This is a genomic window from Flavobacterium sp. UBA5153 (assembly GCA_002413745.1).
GTDB lineage: Bacteria > Bacteroidota > Bacteroidia > Flavobacteriales > Flavobacteriaceae > Flavobacterium.
This window is the reverse complement of the sequence record DHXP01000079.1, coordinates 50,558-66,662: the sequence shown is the minus strand read 5'-3', so window position 1 is coordinate 66,662 and position 16,105 is coordinate 50,558. Positions and strand designations below refer to the sequence as shown.

At 35.1% G+C, this 16,105-nt stretch carries 14 protein-coding genes; 4 read left to right on the top strand and 10 right to left on the bottom strand.

Annotation, left to right across the window (positions count from 1 at the left end):
- The 7 genes from B2145_RS17435 to B2145_RS17405 all read right to left on the bottom strand — a co-directional run.
- Positions 1-1,027 (bottom strand): DUF6600 domain-containing protein (locus B2145_RS17435; RefSeq protein ID WP_291105197.1); only part of this gene is annotated, 1,027 nt, incomplete at its 3' end.
- Between the two features lie 349 nt (positions 1,028-1,376).
- The gene (locus B2145_RS17430) at positions 1,377-1,913 is read right to left on the bottom strand and encodes a hypothetical protein (protein ID WP_291105196.1); all 537 of its coding nucleotides are present in this window, start codon (positions 1,911-1,913) and stop codon (positions 1,377-1,379) included.
- Between the two features lie 99 nt (positions 1,914-2,012).
- Complete coding sequence (locus tag B2145_RS17425) at positions 2,013-2,690, bottom strand: peptidoglycan DD-metalloendopeptidase family protein (protein WP_291105193.1); 678 nt, start codon at positions 2,688-2,690, stop codon at positions 2,013-2,015.
- Positions 2,691-2,713: 23 nt separating this feature from the next.
- Positions 2,714-4,498, bottom strand: a complete 1,785-nt coding sequence (locus B2145_RS17420) for a chloride channel protein (protein WP_291105192.1) — start codon at positions 4,496-4,498, stop codon at positions 2,714-2,716.
- Positions 4,499-4,541: 43 nt separating this feature from the next.
- Entirely contained in the window at positions 4,542-5,210 is a 669-nt protein-coding gene (locus B2145_RS17415; protein WP_291105190.1) for a DNA alkylation repair protein, read from the bottom strand.
- A gap of 23 nt (positions 5,211-5,233) precedes the next feature.
- A complete protein-coding gene (gene ggt / locus B2145_RS17410) occupies positions 5,234-6,916 on the bottom strand; it encodes a gamma-glutamyltransferase (protein WP_291105188.1) in 1,683 nt (560 codons plus the stop codon).
- On the bottom strand, positions 6,913-7,497 hold the full coding sequence (locus B2145_RS17405; RefSeq protein WP_291105186.1) for an acyl carrier protein phosphodiesterase: 585 nt from the start codon (positions 7,495-7,497) through the stop codon (positions 6,913-6,915). The genes ggt and B2145_RS17405 overlap by 4 nt, the downstream gene beginning before the upstream one ends.
- 92 nt (positions 7,498-7,589) lie before the next feature.
- On the opposite strand from B2145_RS17405, the gene glmM reads away from it, so the two are divergent.
- Positions 7,590-8,978: a phosphoglucosamine mutase gene (glmM, locus tag B2145_RS17400; protein ID WP_291105184.1), complete on the top strand. Its 1,389-nt coding sequence runs from the start codon at positions 7,590-7,592 to the stop codon at positions 8,976-8,978.
- Between the two features lie 117 nt (positions 8,979-9,095).
- Here glmM and B2145_RS17395 read toward each other — a convergent pair whose 3' ends face one another.
- The 3 genes from B2145_RS17395 to B2145_RS17385 form a co-directional block, all read right to left on the bottom strand.
- Complete coding sequence (locus B2145_RS17395; RefSeq protein ID WP_291105181.1) at positions 9,096-11,630, bottom strand: TonB-dependent receptor; 2,535 nt, start codon at positions 11,628-11,630, stop codon at positions 9,096-9,098.
- Positions 11,620-12,534 (bottom strand): FecR family protein, encoded by a 915-nt coding sequence (locus tag B2145_RS17390; RefSeq protein ID WP_291105179.1) that lies wholly within the window; start codon positions 12,532-12,534, stop codon positions 11,620-11,622. The genes B2145_RS17395 and B2145_RS17390 overlap by 11 nt, the downstream gene beginning before the upstream one ends.
- A 62-nt stretch (positions 12,535-12,596) precedes the next feature.
- Positions 12,597-13,112, bottom strand: coding sequence for an RNA polymerase sigma factor (locus B2145_RS17385; RefSeq protein WP_291105177.1), 516 nt, complete (start codon positions 13,110-13,112; stop codon positions 12,597-12,599).
- 290 nt (positions 13,113-13,402) lie between these two features.
- Between B2145_RS17385 and B2145_RS17380 the strand changes: the two genes are divergently transcribed.
- From B2145_RS17380 to B2145_RS17370, 3 genes are all read left to right on the top strand, one after another.
- Entirely contained in the window at positions 13,403-14,446 is a 1,044-nt protein-coding gene (locus B2145_RS17380; RefSeq protein WP_291105175.1) for a hypothetical protein, read from the top strand.
- A 98-nt stretch (positions 14,447-14,544) separates the two neighbouring features.
- Positions 14,545-15,321 carry a membrane metalloprotease gene (locus B2145_RS17375; protein WP_291105173.1) on the top strand — a complete coding sequence of 259 codons (777 nt, stop codon included), beginning with the start codon at positions 14,545-14,547 and terminating at the stop codon, positions 15,319-15,321.
- A 42-nt stretch (positions 15,322-15,363) separates the two neighbouring features.
- Positions 15,364-15,954, top strand: a complete 591-nt coding sequence (locus B2145_RS17370) for a porin family protein (protein ID WP_291105171.1) — start codon at positions 15,364-15,366, stop codon at positions 15,952-15,954.
- Positions 15,955-16,105: the final 151 nt, after the last annotated feature.

Below are 16,105 nucleotides of genomic sequence, written 5' to 3'. Positions count from 1 at the left end.
GCTGAACATTACGTTGCTGTTGCACTTGTTGCTCTTTGGCTTGCTGAACATTACGCTGTTGCTGTGCTTGTGGCTGTTTTGCAGGTTGAACATTGCGTTGCTGTTGTGCTGGCTGTTGCCTTGACGGTTGAATATTACGCTGCTGCTGTACTGGCTGCCTTTTAGCTGGTTGCACATTACGTTGCTGTTGTACTGGCTGTTGCCTTGACGGTTGAATATTAGGTTTCACATCTTTCAATCTCATCACTCTGGTTGGAGCAGGTTTTCGTCCGGCAGCATTGTTTTTTTCCACTCGTGGTCTGTATATCTGAAGTTCACGGTTGTTTAGATCCTGACCTGGTTTATTTCTTTCTCTGAGAACAACTGGGGCGATTGCAGTGCCGGTTCGCCTTTGCACCTCAGTTCTATCAGGTCCCGCATTGTATCTTACACGGCTTGAATTGTCCACCTGAATATTATTTATTACTGTAGAATTGTTAATAATCGTAGTGTTGCTTGATGAACGAATATAATAATTATTAATGTCCCTCCTTCCAAAATCCCTGTCTCTTACAAATGTCCACTGATTGTAGGGCAACCTATAACCACTGCTATAAGCAAAATTAATGCTAATGCCCGGGCCTATTGGTGCCCAACCATAGAAACCTTCGGCTCTTCTCCAAGTAACCCATCCCGGCCCCCATTCGTTGTCTGGAACCCACATCCATCCGTAATAATTATCGTATAACCAGCGACCATAATGAAAAGGCGCCCATCCCCACGAATAATTTGAAACCCAAGTCCAACCTGCATTGGTGAATACCCAATGGCCATTAGTGCTGTAAGGGGTAAAATCGGAAGATACATCGGGAATCCAAACGTATCCGTAGTCAGGGTTGTCTACCCAATTACCATAGGGGCTTAAATTATCATAAAAAATCTGAAAATTAACGGATATCTGTACCTGTGCAGATACTTTTTGAGGTGCCATCCATATAAATGCATTGAGAACAATGAACAGGATAACTGTTTTACTTACTGTTTTCATAATATTGGTATTTAATTATTTGATAAAACCAGAACTGAAAAAGTTGTATAAATTTAAGTATTTTTATTAGAATAAGTGTTAAAAATTCCATAAAAAACTATGCCATTCGAGCACTTTTATTAAAAAAAATGGATTGAATTCAAATGGTATTAAGTTAGAAAACAACACGTTATCTTTATTTAAAAAGTACCAAATTTTTTGATTTTTTATCCTGTAACTAATGTTTGAAAATTAAATTTTCTTATTTGAAAATGTAAATGGGGTATAGGATTACCATTTGATAATGCATCGCGTTGGCAAATGCGATGTAGAACTTTTCCATTAATTGTTTATTCAGATTTATAAGAGGCTATTTATAAAGTGCGGATATTTCTTGAGCTGTATTGTAACTTTTTTTGTTTGGATCGTTAGCAGTTTCAATATAAACTTTTTTATTCAAGGCCGTAAAATTCCCTATTTGGCTGCTGAATTTTTTTTGGTTTCCGGTTATGTTAAATCGAAGCGATTGAATGTCAGTTTTTTTTAACTTATTCATTTCGATGGACGAAAAGGTGTAATAGCTTATAATTTGATTGCCTATATTTTCCCTGATTCCTTTGTCAGTACAAACAATGATAGAACTATCAGAAAGGTAAACATACGCAGTTCCGGAAATGTTAAATGCAGGATCAGTGGTTTCCATAGCCAATTTTAGAGTTCCTCCTTTATCAGTTTTGGCAATTTGAGCTTTTGTAATTCCGGTCAATGCATAGTTTTCGCAAATAAAATCCCATGAGGTGGTAGCCGGATATTGTTTGGATATTTTATTAGTGGTTAATTCTTGGCTGAAGGCAGGTTTTGAAAGAACAAAAAACAGCAATAATAACAGTTTGTGATTGATTTGCATTGGGTTTTTCAAATTTTATTGTTAGCTATATTGAAAGGAATTATGTCATCCAATAAGAAACTGTAAACTTAAAAGGAGAATTATGTTTTCGGTTACCACTTATGTTATTTTTAACAATAAATGGGGGTCTGGACAATTATCCAAATAATAATCCAAGGTTTTCTTACTGCAAACACCAGGATAATCACCAAAATTGTCCTCCATATTTTTAATGATTTGAAAATGCAAATGCGGGGAATAACCACCATTTACCGAAGCGTCGCCCAAAGTTGCCAGAGTTTGTCCTTTCTTATAAACCGAATCAATTTCAATATTTTCGATACTTTCCATTGACAAGTGTCCATATAAAGTGTAAAAAATTTCATTTTCAAGTTGATGTTCCAAGATAATTGTCGAGCCATAATTTCCCAATCCTGCATTAAAATCAAAACTATGAACCCTTCCGTCAAGTGCCACCAATACCTTTGTTCCGGCTTTTATCCAAAAGTCAATACCTAAATGTATATTTCTTTCCTCATTTTCGGCAACATTAAAAAGACCACTTCTCTTGTATAGATTTCGTTCCTCATTATAACCGCCAAAAGCGACTTTTGCATCATTTTTTTGAAGGTGATCTTCAACATAAGCCTCAAAAATTTTGGCGTTTCCCAAATCCATTTCGGATAATTCCGTGTTTGCAATCGATAAATCTAACGGAATATATTGCGAATAGGGAATGGAGCTATCAATGACTTTTACGTTTTTGAGTTGTAAAAAAATGTTTTTTGAATTGGACATAATTGGAAAATAATAAATAATATTTACTCTATTGTCATCAATTTTAACTTGGCTCGATAGGCTTCGAGCGTGGTGGCTTTGGAGATAAATCCATAGTATTTCCCGTTTTTAAGAACGGGCAAGAAGGTGACTCTGGCTTTTTCGAATTTATTCATTACGGTTTCCATACCATCGGCAGGATAGATAACATCGATAGTTGGAGTCATAATTTCTTTCACCAAAGTGTGTTTTACCCTAAAACTATTAAAGATGATTTCTCTGATATTGTTGAAATGCACGATGCCAAGCAAATGCATTTCCTTGTCTACAACCGCAAAAATAACTTGGTTGGAATGGGAAATCAGATCAACCAATTTTTCCAGATTTTCATCGGGTGAAATCGTCAAAAAATCGGTTTGAATAATCGAATTGGTATCTAATGTCGAAAGGATGTTTGTATCTTTATTGGCGGTAAAAGCATGTCCTTTTTTGACCAAAGGTTTTACGTCCATCGAATGTTTTTCAAAGCGTTTTGAAATCGCAAAACTAATGGAAGTTACTATCATAAGCGGAATCATCAAGGCATAACCACCGGTAATTTCGGCAATGAGGAAAATCGCGGTCAGCGGTGCGTGGAATAATCCGCTGAGAATTCCTGCCATTCCCACCATTGTAAAATTGCTGATGGGCAATTTTGTGAGTCCGGTCAAATTTAAAAATTTGGAAAAGAAAAAACCGGCATACGAACCTAAAAATAGGGAAGGAGCAAAGTTGCCACCATTTCCCCCACTTCCCAACGTAATTCCGGTTGCAAAAACTTTGAGCATCATCGTTAATCCAATAAATACCAAAAGTGCCCAACTGTTATTTCTAAAACCGCTAAACAAAGTGTTTTCCAGTAATTGGCCTGGATCATTTTCTGATAAAGTCTTTATGCTTTCATAACCTTCGCCAAAAAGTGTTGGAAAAATAAAAATGATTACCGCCAAAAGGGAGGCGCCAAAAAGTGCTTTTTTGTAAGGTTTAAATCTCAATCGAGCAAAAAAATGTTCAACCCTTTGAAAGTTTCTTGAATAGTAAACAGAAATAAAACCGGTAAACAATCCGAGTAGAACATAGTATGGAATATTGTGATAGTCAAAAGTTTGCTGTTGTTTGAACGACAATAAAATTGTTTCGTCCAAAGCTATCACGGAAACCAAAGCTCCAGTTGCGGCAGCAATCATGATAGGAGTAAATGCCGAAATACTTACATCAACCAACAAAACCTCGATGGCAAATAAAACTCCGGCGATAGGAGCATTAAAAGCGGCGGCAATTCCGGCTGCAACACCGCAACCAATAAGAAGTGTCCGGTCACTGTAACTTAATTTATATCTTTGGGCATAATTTGAACCAAAAGCCGCGCCAGTAATCACGATTGGACTTTCTAAACCCGCAGATCCGCCTAAACCAACCGTGAGAGAACTTGTCAAGATTTGGGCATACATTTGTTTTCTGGGAATGATGCTCGCTTTTTTTGCGACGGCAAATAAAATTTGTGAAGTTCCTTTTTCTATACTTCCTCCCAAAAACCTTTTGACCATAAAAACGGTAAGCAGAATTCCTGTAATGGGTAAAATACTGTTGATGAAACTTAATTTTAAAATTCCGTTAATGTAGGTGGCAAACGAAAAAACCCAATGGGCAAAAGTTTTTAAGACAATAACCGCTATACCTGAAGTAATACCCACCAAAATACTGGACAAGAAAATAAATTGCTTTTGTGAGAGTATTGATTGTGACCAAGCAATTATATTTTCTAATTTATAAAAATATTTTTTGAGCATTTTGTTTATTTATGAAAAGGCTAATTTACCATTATTTTTGTTTTTAGCTTATGTTTTTCAATGCTTCTTTTTTGCTTAAAGGTTTTAAGTTAGTTTGGTTTGCAAAATTCCGTACTGCTTCTGGATTTGTTTTTCCGTATTCCCGCAATGACCATCCAATGGCTTTTTGGATGAAAAATTCGTTGGAATTTTTATGTTTCTCACATCCTGATTTTAGCAGATCGAAATTGGTTTTTTGTTTGTAACCCAATTGAAAAAGTAGGACACTTCGGGTAAGCCACATATTTTCGAAATTTGAAAAACGCTCGATTACTTTTTCGGTTTCCAATGGATATTCAAGCAGATATTCACCAAGAATGTTTTTTGCAATGGTATCAACGCTGTCCCACCAAGAATTTGTGACAATCAATTTTTCAATGAGTTGAATGTCTTCTTTTTTGTAATTTCCCTTGAGTTGTTTTTTCAAAATTTCAATGGCGCAATAATGCAATTCCCGTTGTTTTTTTGAATAAAGTTTCAAAGCGATTTCTCTTGGTTTATCTTCGATTTCCTGTTTATTTTCTTCGCAAATTTTCTTGAAAATTCGTCTTCTTTCGTCTGTTTTTATTCCAAAAAAAGAAAAATGGTTCCGCATGTATTTCGCCATGGCAATAGCATTTTTTAGATTGCTTTTTTCTGCAAAAACTTTCTCTAAATCCTCAATAAATCCCATAACTATTCACTTTTCACAACTCACTAAAATCCCACCGCTTTATCATCGCCTCTTTTGTCGGCTCCGCCTTCCAGGTTTTTATTTGGCAATACTAAAATGGCATCGACTTTCCCCAGAACAGGCGGATTTTTTTCATTAATGATATATCCTTTTAGTCTCAAGTTTTCCAAAGTAGCTTTTGAAAATGCACCGGGCTCAAAAACCAATTCGTCAGGCAGCCATTGGTGATGAAAACGGGGAGCGTTGACAGCTTCCTGCATACTCATTTTAAATTCATAAACATTCAAAATCGTTTGCAATACCGATGTAATAATGGTTGAACCACCAGGCGTTCCCACAATCATAAATAATTTTCCGCTTTTCTCTACGATTGTTGGCGTCATCGAACTCAACATGCGTTTTTGAGGCGCAATGCTGTTGGCGTCGGCACCAACTAATCCATACGAATTTGGAACTCCGGGTTTGGCACTAAAATCATCCATTTCGTTGTTGAAAAAGAAACCTAATTCATCTGAATATAATTTGGAACCATAAGCGCCATTGAGTGTTGTAGTTGCCGAAACGGCATTTCCGTCGGCATCAATAATTGAATAATGGGTGGTTTCATTACTTTCGGAAGTCGAGATTTCTCCATGCGAAACCTCCGCAGACAAAGTCGCTTTGTTCCAATCGAAAGACTTCATTCTTTGTTTCAAGTGATTTTTATTGAGCAATTCATTTCGTGGAATTTTTACAAAATCAGGATCGCCCAGAAAATAATTCCTGTCGGCGTAGGCTCTTCTTTCCGCTTCTGTGATTACTTGGATGGTTTTCACGCTATTATATCCAAATTTTGAAATGGGATAAGGTTCAATCATTTTCATAATTTGTTCTAACGTAATTCCCCCACTTGATGGTGGTGACATCGAGATAATTTTCAAATCCTTGTAATTGAAAACAATTGGGTTCCGCCATTTGACTTCATATTTCGACAAATCTTCAAGAGTAATGATTCCACCATTTTTTTGAACAAAATCCACCATTTTCTGGGCAGTTTTGCCTTTATAGAATTCATCCTTTCCATTTTTTAATATTCTCGATAAAGTTTCGGCTAGGGCTACGTATTTTATGGTATCTCCTGTTTTATATTTTTGGGCTAGCAAGGTTTTATCACCACTAATTTTCACTAAAATATCTTGATAATTTTGCAGTCTTTTTTCTTGTTTTTCGGTAACCACGATTCCTTTTTTTGCCAAGGCAATTACAGGTTTCATAATTTCCTCCATCGAAAGTTTACCCAATTTTTCATGAACGGCAAAAACTCCCGCAATAGTTCCCGGAACTCCAATCGCCAAAGCTCCATCAACGCTCAAGTTAGGAATTACATTTCCGTTTTTATCCAAATACATGTCTTTTTGGGCTGCCAAAGGGGCTTTTTCGCGATAATCCAAAGCGCCAGTTTCGCCATTGGCTTTTCTGAAAACCATAAACCCACCACCACCAATATTTCCCGCATAAGGATAGGCAACCGCAAGGGCTAATTCGGTTGCCACCATGGCATCAAAGGCATTTCCTCCTTTTTTCATTATTTCGATACCTATTTTCGATGCTTCTTCACGTGCCGAAACCACCATGGTTTTTTGGGTAACCAAACCCTTTTGTGCTAAAGTTTTATTTGGAATTAAACAGAAAATAAAAAACGAAAGAATAAGTGCTGTTTTTTTCATTCCGATAGTATTTTATCTTGGGTAAAAGTAATTAGATTCTCAAAAAAAGTGGTGAATTCTTCTTCAAATTCGGAATAAGATGTTTTCAATTCAGCAACAGAAAACCGCATATTCGATTCGTATTTCATTCGGGTATCCATTTTTGCCAAAATCCTTTCGATGCCTTCAATAGTTTGGTAACTTACCAGCCAATTGTGCTCTATCATGTAAGGCATCAGGTTTTGGGTTCTGGGAGTTAAAACATTATAATTGTCTTTCAAAGATTGATAAAAGCGTTCCACATAATCTTCCAGTTTTTCATCGGAATAGGTACTCCAGTTTTTCGCCAAAAAATGGTCGTAAAAAACATCCACAATCACGCCCGAATAATGATGGTAATTGGCGTGCAATCGTTTGGTGCTTAGTCGAAATACTGGGTGCGCATCAGTAAATGTATCGATGTTACGGTGCAGAATAATTCCTTTCTGGATTTCCATTGGAAAATTTCCAAAATGTTTTCCATGGATTCCATCGGCCATAAAATTGCCAATTTTCATCAAATCATTGTCTCCGGAAAGGTATATGTGGGCTAGGAAATTCATTCGCCTAATCTATGAATTTTAAATGACTTTTATAAACGGCCATTTATTATATTTGTAATTCGTAAATCAAATATCTAAAATCGTAAATAATAATGACTTTAATAAAATCAATATCAGGAATTCGGGGAACCATTGGCGGAAAAGTAGGCGATAACCTCACTCCGGTCGATGCCGTTAAATTTGCTTCGGCTTATGGAACTTGGTTGAAAAATCATATAGGAAAAGAAAAACTTACTGTTGTTGTGGGTCGTGATGCCCGAATTTCAGGGCCAATGATTCATAATCTGGTTGTGAATACTTTAATCGGTTTAGGAATCGACGTGATTGATTTAGGCCTTTCCACAACGCCAACTGTCGAAGTAGCCGTTGCTTTGGAAAAAGCGGAGGGTGGAATCATCCTTACTGCTTCACACAATCCAAAACAATGGAATGCACTGAAATTACTCAATGAAAAAGGAGAATTTTTGAATGGTATTGAAGGAGAAAAAATTCTCCAAATTGCCGAGGCGGAAGCATTCGATTTTTCGGAAGTGGACAGTTTGGGTGCCATTATGCTGAACGATGCGTATATGGACATTCATGTAGATGAAGTGTTGAACTTGCCTTTGGTAGATGTCGATGCCGTGAAAGCAGCCAAATTCAAGGTGGTGGTTGACGGTGTGAATTCTTCCGGCGGAATTATTATCCCAAAATTACTCGAATTGATGGGCGTTGAAGTTGTGAAATTGTACTGCGAACCTAACGGACATTTTCCCCATAACCCAGAGCCTTTGAAAGAACATTTAACCGATATTTCGGAATTGGTTGTCAAAGAAAAAGCGGATTTAGGCATTGTCGTTGATCCGGATGTAGATCGTTTGGCTTTTATTTGCGAAGATGGCGAAATGTTTGGTGAAGAATACACTTTGGTGGCTTGTGCCGATTATGTGTTGAGCAAAACCCCTGGAAATACCGTTTCGAATATGTCGTCATCGCGTGCCTTGCGTGATGTGACAAATGAATACAATGGAAACTACGAAGCCAGTGCAGTAGGTGAGGTGAACGTGGTGGAATTGATGAAGAAAAACAATGCCGTAATAGGTGGCGAAGGAAACGGAGGAATCATTTATCCTGAATCCCATTATGGACGCGACAGTTTGGTGGGAGTGGCGCTGTTTCTGACGCATTTGGCCAACAAGAAAATGACAGTTTCTGCCTTGCGCGCTTCCTATCCGGAATATTATATGAGCAAAAACAAAATAGAATTGACGCCACAAATTGATGTCGATGCCATTCTTGTGGCCATGACAGACAAATACAAAAACGAAGATATCACGACTATCGATGGCGTTAAAATTGACTTTGCCAACGAATGGGTACATTTAAGAAAATCGAATACCGAACCAATTATTCGTATTTATACCGAAGCACCTTCGCAAGAACAAGCCGATGCTTTGGCTTTGCGAATTATTGAGGAAATAAAGGCGGTGGCTGGGATTTAAAGAAAAGACAAAACTTTTTAAATAATAACCCTTTCGGAGTGTAAAACTTTTGAAAGGGTTTTGTTTTTTTTAAGAGCTATCGTTATTACGAAGCTATTAGTTTTAAAAAGATAAATATTAAAAACTCACCCTAAAACTTACATTTGGCGTTAACCCAAGCGATTTGTTGTCTATTTGTAAAGCATGATTAGAATTGTTCGGGTCAACTTTGTAATAACGATTGATAACATTATCCTGATTTGTTACATTAATTACACCGGCACGAAAAGATGCTTTAATAGATTGTGACAGTTTAAAATTGTAACTTAATGATACATCCAAACGTATAAAATTATCCAGATTTTTATTATTCGGTGTATCGTAGTTTACTGTTGTAGTGTTTCCGTTTTGTACCGTCTCATTTCCTTCAATTGGTTTTGTGTAAGGTTGACCATTTCTCCAAACTCCACCAACAGATACTTTTAGATTCTCAAGTATATCATAATAAAAACCCAAAGATATGGAGTGTCTTATATCTACATTATTAGGAAATGTCGAAGGGCTAAAAGTTTCAAACACGTAATCGTTTATGCTAAAAGTGTAACTTATCCAAGCGCTATATTTATGGGCAGTTTTATTGGCCAAAAATTCCAAACCTTTAGCGGTATAGCTTCCATGCGCATTTATAAACTGAAAATTGTTGTAAAATCCCTGATTGGAAGCCGTAATGCCGTCAACAAATTTGTAAAATCCGGTAATGTCAATATTCAGTTTGTTTTGGTTGAATTCTACTCCAAGAGAACCTTGTTTACTGGTTTCAATTGGGATGTCTTTATTGTTTACCAAAACCCAACGTCTTTTCTCAACACCAAGAAAATTATCTTGAAAATCTACAATTTGAGTGGCAGATTGGTTTTTAAATTCACCTTCCAATTTTAAGGCAATAGTATTCGACAATTTCTGTCTAATATTTACTCTGGGTTCAATCAAAAATTTATCAAATTTTTGAAAATAATTGAACCGCACACCAACTCTTAAATAGGTGTTGTTTTTGTTGTATTCCGCTTCGTAAAACAAGGCATGATTTAATAAAACATCTTTTTTGGTGTGTTCATAAGATGGAGCACTAACAGTGGTCTGATTTAACATTCCTGTCTCATTAAATTGGTAACCAATTAAGAAACTTAGATTATTGTTTGCCTTGTAATGTGTATTTAGTTTTGCTCCCGTTTCCAGAACTTCATTGGCTTCCGTTAAACGTTGGTCTGTTTCAACTCTATAATCTATAGCATTGATATTATATTTTGAAAAATAAGAAATAAGATTTGTACTTAATTTAGTATTCCATTGTGCTTTCCAATCTCCTCCATAACCAATATTTTTCTGGGCTAAATTACTGGTTTTAGATTCGGTTTTGTTGGTGTTTGTGGTAAGTCGTTCCGAATAATCCAAAGAGTTATTAATACCAATGATGTTGGCTCTAAATTGATGTTTTTCATTTAAATCAAAAAGTAATTTAGCGGTGTAATCATAAAAGTAAAAATCGGAAGAGGCGTCATTTTTGTGACTATCGTCATTAATTTCACTATCTTGAAAACTTCTCTTAAAATAATTGGAGAATGTTGGGGTGTTAAACAAATCGGTAATCGAACGACGACCGGAAACATGAAGTTCTAAATTTTTAACTATAGGAATTTCTAAAAAAGCATCGGCACTAATTAAGTTTATTCCTGCGCCACCTGAAAATGTATTGGTAACATCATCTTTGGTAAACATATTTATGGTGCTGGAAACGCCATCGCTATATTCAGCACTAGTTCCATTTTTACTTACAATTACTTTGTTTGTCAGGTTTGGATTGTAAGCCGAAATTAATCCGAAGAAATGGCCGGAATGATACATTTTAATATTATCCCAAATCACTAAATTTTGGTCGTTAGTTCCACCACGTACATTAATATTTGCAATACTTTCATTGGTGCTTTCAACACCGGGAAGTGCCTGAATGGATTGCAAAATATCGGGGTCAATGAGTCCTGGAAGAATACCAAATTTTTTAGTGTTTAAAACAATGCTTCCGTCCAAACGTTTTTGTAAACCGGTGGTTAAAAAGACAGGAATCAAAACCTGGTTTAGTTCCTCATTGCTTACGGAAAGAATAACCTCTTTACAATTATTTACTTCTGAAAATAACTGGGTTGCTTTAAACTGTTTGCTTTCATAGCCAATATAGGAAATGGTAATCGTTGCATTTATGGGAACATTCTGCAAATAAAACTGACCAGATTCATTAGTAACAGTGGTTTTTTGAGTGTCATTTGCAACCACTGAAGCACCAAAAAGAGGTGTTTTTTTTTCATCTGAAAAAACAATTCCACAAACGGATAACATTTTATTTATGACCGAAACGGTAATATATCGATTGTCTAACTTTTTAAAATTTAAAAGTGTTTTTGTGTTGAGGCAGTCAATAGTTTCTTCTAATGTTAGTTTTATATCTGGTTTTTCAATTGAAATTGAGGCGACATCTTCAACAGAATAGGAAAATTTTATATCAAACTGTTGCTCAATAGAAGCAATAATATCCGTTAATGGTCTTTTTTTAGAGTTTTTTTGTCCATAACATATACTTCCGGCACATAACAATAGGCAAATAAAGCATTTATTTAGCATCGTAGTTGTAAAATATAACGGTTTTGCCTTCAATTTTATAACTTAATTTAAGTGGAATTGTTACGGCTTGTAGCGCTATGTTTTTGTTATCATGTGTAAAACTACCGGTAAATAATTTTGAAGTATCAACACCTTCGACTTTGATTTTTATATCATATTGACGCTCTAATTCTGCAATAACCTGATTCAAAGTGATTCGGTTAAAACTGGATTCCCGTTGAATCCATGAAGGGTTTGGATCGCTAAAATCTTTAACATTTTCAATGGTGCCATTGATAACCCTAAATGTTTTTCCGGGGGGCAATTTAACGGTTTTATTCTTGTAAGTCACACTTACCAAACCATGGTAACAGTTGACTTCAAAATAGTTGGTGCGGTATTTTACATTAAATCGGGTTCCTAATACTTTAACGATTCCGGCATCTGTGATTACGCTAAATGTTTTTCCTTTCTGTACCCTAAAAAAAGCTTCCCCATCCAGCGTTAAATCCCTTTTGTCTTTCCATGTTTTTTTATTGTATGTTAATTTTGAAGCGGCGTTTAATACCACTTCAGAATTATCCGGAAGATTAAAAGTTTTGGTTTCTGCTATTTTGGTTTCAAAAGTTTTATGGGTATTAAAAAATAAAAAATAGGATGAGCTTAAAAGAACAACTAAAACAGCAGCAACTCTATAAAGTGTTTTGAAGTTCAGCCTTCTGACTTTTGTTTCCTTTTTAGAATGGTTTCGGGCTTTAAAAGCTTCCAAGGCGGCTTGTGCATCCAGTTTTGGAGTTTCCATCTGTGATGCATAATGCGCAATTTTTTCGAGAGTTTCAAAACCTTCTTCTTGTTTTAATTCTTCGATTTCCTTGCTTGAAAGCTCATTATTTAACCATTTTAATATATTTTTTTCGTTTTTCATTTTTATATCCCTATGTGAATAAGACAACTAAGTATAAAATTACCCTACTGTAAAATTACTGATTATATATTTCCTATTAGAGTCCTTAAAATTTCAAGTGCTCCAGACATTCGTTTTTCTACCAATTTTTGGGAAATATTAAGTAATTCTGCAATTTCTCTATACTTTTTTCCATCAATTCGATTCATTAAAAACACTTCACGTTGTACTTCACTTAAAGAGGCGATGGCTTTTTGAAGTTTTTGTCTGAATTCTTCTTCTTCAAGTAAATATTCCGGACTTTGGTTGTTTGTATCTAAGTTTGGAGCTGCTTTGGCATACTCTAACACTACTTTTTGATGCTTTATAGTATTTAAAAATAAATTATTTACTGTTGTAAACAAATAGGTCTTGACTTTATTAAAATCAATTTTAGAACAATTTTCCCAAATTTTAGTAAATGCATCCTGTGCTAAATCTATGGCAGCATCAGCATCGCCACATTTGTAGTATGCAAAATTATTTGCGGCATGTATATGCTTTAAGTAAAAGTCGCTAAAGTGTTTTTCTTCACAAAGTTTACTGTTTCCGTCGCTCATTTAATAAAGGTTCTTATTTAAGATTGTAAAGATATATTATTTTTTCACATAAAGAATAGAGGTAATTTAATTTGAATTTATTACTGTTAAAGCAAGTAAACAAAGATTTTATTGATTTGAAAACAAAAAGTTAAAATATTTAAAATCAATAGTATGATTGGGTTAACAGCTTTAATTTGACAAATAAATCAAATTTTTTTTAAAAAATCATAGGGTAAAAAAAAAGTTGGTTGTCTTACTAATATAAAAGCGAAAAAATCGCTGGAAAAAAATAACTAAATTTGTAAACTATGAAAAAATTTAAAATTATTACAGGAATTGCATTGATGTCTATCTTAGGATTTGCATCTTGTCAAAGTGAAATTGATAACACACAAGGTCAAAATCCAAACACTAACACTGCAAACTCCACTGCTGCAAACAATTTAAAACGCACCTCAATGTACAATGGTTCATTTGACGACTTTTTAGATGGTGCTTCTTGTTCTTCGATTGTATTGCCTGCAACGGCAACTGTAAACGGAATTAAGGTGTCTCTTTTTAGTCAATTAGATTACCAACAAGTTACAAGTATCCTTGCTGCATTTAATACGAATCAGGATACAGTGGTGCTACAATTTCCTTTAAGAATAAGATTAAGTAATTATACTGAAGTTACTGTTAGCAGTCAAACGGATTATAATACTTTAATGAGTACCTGTGGGATGGCTGAGTCTGCCCATCAAGATGCCATTTCTGGATTAGACATTAATTTTCCAATCACCATTATGACCTATAGTTTAAATATGGATCAAACAGGAAGTGTCGTTATTGAAAACAAAGAGCAATTATATGCCTATATGAATACTATGAGTAGCGATAAATTATTTGCAATGAGTTATCCAATATCGATTACCTTGAGTGATGGCACAAAAACAACAGTTTCCAGTGATACTGATTTCCAATCAAGAATAGACGAATGTACTTCAAGTAAAACAACGATGACAATGATGGCATCAAATGCAAATAAATTAGAAGTTATTTTAGCTAATGGATTGTTCAGGGTAGATTCTTTTTTAAAAGCAGGGGTTAATACAGCAAGTAACTATGCCGGATATACAATGAATTTCGCAAACAATTTATCTGTAACGGCTGTAAATTCAGCAAATACAACTGTAAATGGAACTTATGCGGCAAGTTCACAGTTAGATGTCTTTTTAAAATTAAATTTTTCAGGTATCACGACGTTTAATTTATTAAATGATACTTGGAAAGTAACAAGTTTCAGTGCTACTTCAATCTCTTTACAAAGCACAACCAATACCGCCGTAACCGTAGTCTTGAAACAAATATAAATTAGTTTTTTAATGGATTATTTTAATGAAACAGCTGCCAGATTTTCCGGAAGCTGTTAATTAAGAGAAAGAAATTTATTAATATAAAAAAAGATATAGTGAGAAAAATAATTGTATTACTAATAATTGGGCTAGGCTTTACCGTATCCTGTTCAAATGGGGATGCCCTAAACAATAGCTCTGGAACTGCAAATACTGTTAGTATGAACCAACAGACTTTAGGAAGTTCATCTAAAGATTTGTTATCCGATAAAAAGTTTACGAGTATGGTTATAGAAGTGGCTTATGTAACTGGATTTGAGCCAACGCAAACGGCAATTGATAACTTTGTGTCTTTTCTTGAGGCAAGAACATTCAAACCAAATGGAATAAGTATTGTAAAAAGAGCAATACCTTCAACAGGAAAAGCACCTTATACCAACCAAGAAATTGTTGACATTGAAGACGCGAACAGAACAAAATATAATACTTCTGATCAAATAGCGGTTTGGGCATTTTTTGCAGATGGAGAATCAGCAAGTGACACAAGTACAGGAGTTATTTTGGGAACGGCCTATAGAAATACTTCTTTTGTTATTTTCGAACAAACCGTTCAAGGTTTAAGCAATAGTCCATTTGAACCCAATAGAAGTTTATTGGAAACTACAGTAATGACACATGAGTTTGGACATATCCTTGGACTTACTAATTTAGGGGCGGCCATGCAAAGTAATCATGAAGATACAGTGCATCCAAAGCATTGTAATGCGGGAAGTTGCTTAATGTATTGGTCTTCAGAAACGGGAAACAGTATTGCAAATTTAGCTTCTCAAGGTTCTGCACCCCAGTTGGATGCACAATGTCTTGCGGATCTTCGAGCGAATGGTGGAAAGTAATAAAGCCCAAATTTAATTTAATAATACAAAAACAGTAAACTAATGAAAACACAATATTTAACAATCGCTTTATTTTTTGGTATAATATCATCAATAAATGCACAAGATAAAACTATCCATAAATCGAATGCCGGTATAAAAGGGGGATACAATTTGGCAGCGGTAAATTTTGATGGGAGTGGAGAAACAGGACAACGTCACAGTTTTCACGTTGGAGTATATGGAGAGGAATTTATAAGCGAAAGCTTTGCCATACAACCTGAATTAATATATTCTCAACAAGGATATGTGATTACCAATAATAGTGGTAAACTTACCCAAAAGTTGGATTATATTAATTTACCGGTAATGCTTAAAGCCTATCCATCTAAAAATTTCTTTCTGGAAGCAGGCCCGCAGATAGGATTGGCTATCTCCCATAAAGAAGAATATAATAGCGGATTTAGTTTATATAACAATTCACAACAATATATTCCTAATAATTTTGATTGGGGAATGAACTTTGGAGGAGGTTTTAAAACCGATTCTGGAATAACTTTAGGGGTGCGTTATCATTTAGGTCTTGGTGATTTGTATGATCAAGGAAAAGCACAAAACAGAGTTTGGCAATTTTCATTAGGATTTGATTTATAAACTGAAATATCCAGATAATTAAATGCCCAAGATTTCTCGGGCATTTTTTGAAGGAAATAATACCATTACTTAATATGAATTAGTCTAATGGTTCTGGTATAATACCGTTGTATATTTCATTTGGTCCAATTTTTATTGGACTAATTTGAAA

Bases quoted from the DNA above. Each gene is read 5' to 3' on its own strand.
- B2145_RS17370 (WP_291105171.1), top strand. From the start codon at position 15,364: ATGAAAACACAATATTTAACAATCGCTTTATTTTTTGGTATAATATCA.
- B2145_RS17430 (WP_291105196.1), bottom strand. From the start codon at position 1,913: ATGCAAATCAATCACAAACTGTTATTATTGCTGTTTTTTGTTCTTTCA.
- B2145_RS17390 (WP_291105179.1), bottom strand. From the start codon at position 12,534: ATGAAAAACGAAAAAAATATATTAAAATGGTTAAATAATGAGCTTTCA.
- B2145_RS17425 (WP_291105193.1), bottom strand. From the start codon at position 2,690: ATGTCCAATTCAAAAAACATTTTTTTACAACTCAAAAACGTAAAAGTC.
- glmM (WP_291105184.1), top strand. From the start codon at position 7,590: ATGACTTTAATAAAATCAATATCAGGAATTCGGGGAACCATTGGCGGA.
- B2145_RS17420 (WP_291105192.1), bottom strand. From the start codon at position 4,498: ATGCTCAAAAAATATTTTTATAAATTAGAAAATATAATTGCTTGGTCA.
- B2145_RS17415 (WP_291105190.1), bottom strand. From the start codon at position 5,210: ATGGGATTTATTGAGGATTTAGAGAAAGTTTTTGCAGAAAAAAGCAAT.
- B2145_RS17380 (WP_291105175.1), top strand. From the start codon at position 13,403: ATGAAAAAATTTAAAATTATTACAGGAATTGCATTGATGTCTATCTTA.
- ggt (WP_291105188.1), bottom strand. From the start codon at position 6,916: ATGAAAAAAACAGCACTTATTCTTTCGTTTTTTATTTTCTGTTTAATT.
- B2145_RS17395 (WP_291105181.1), bottom strand. From the start codon at position 11,630: ATGCTAAATAAATGCTTTATTTGCCTATTGTTATGTGCCGGAAGTATA.
- B2145_RS17385 (WP_291105177.1), bottom strand. From the start codon at position 13,112: ATGAGCGACGGAAACAGTAAACTTTGTGAAGAAAAACACTTTAGCGAC.
- B2145_RS17405 (WP_291105186.1), bottom strand. From the start codon at position 7,497: ATGAATTTCCTAGCCCACATATACCTTTCCGGAGACAATGATTTGATG.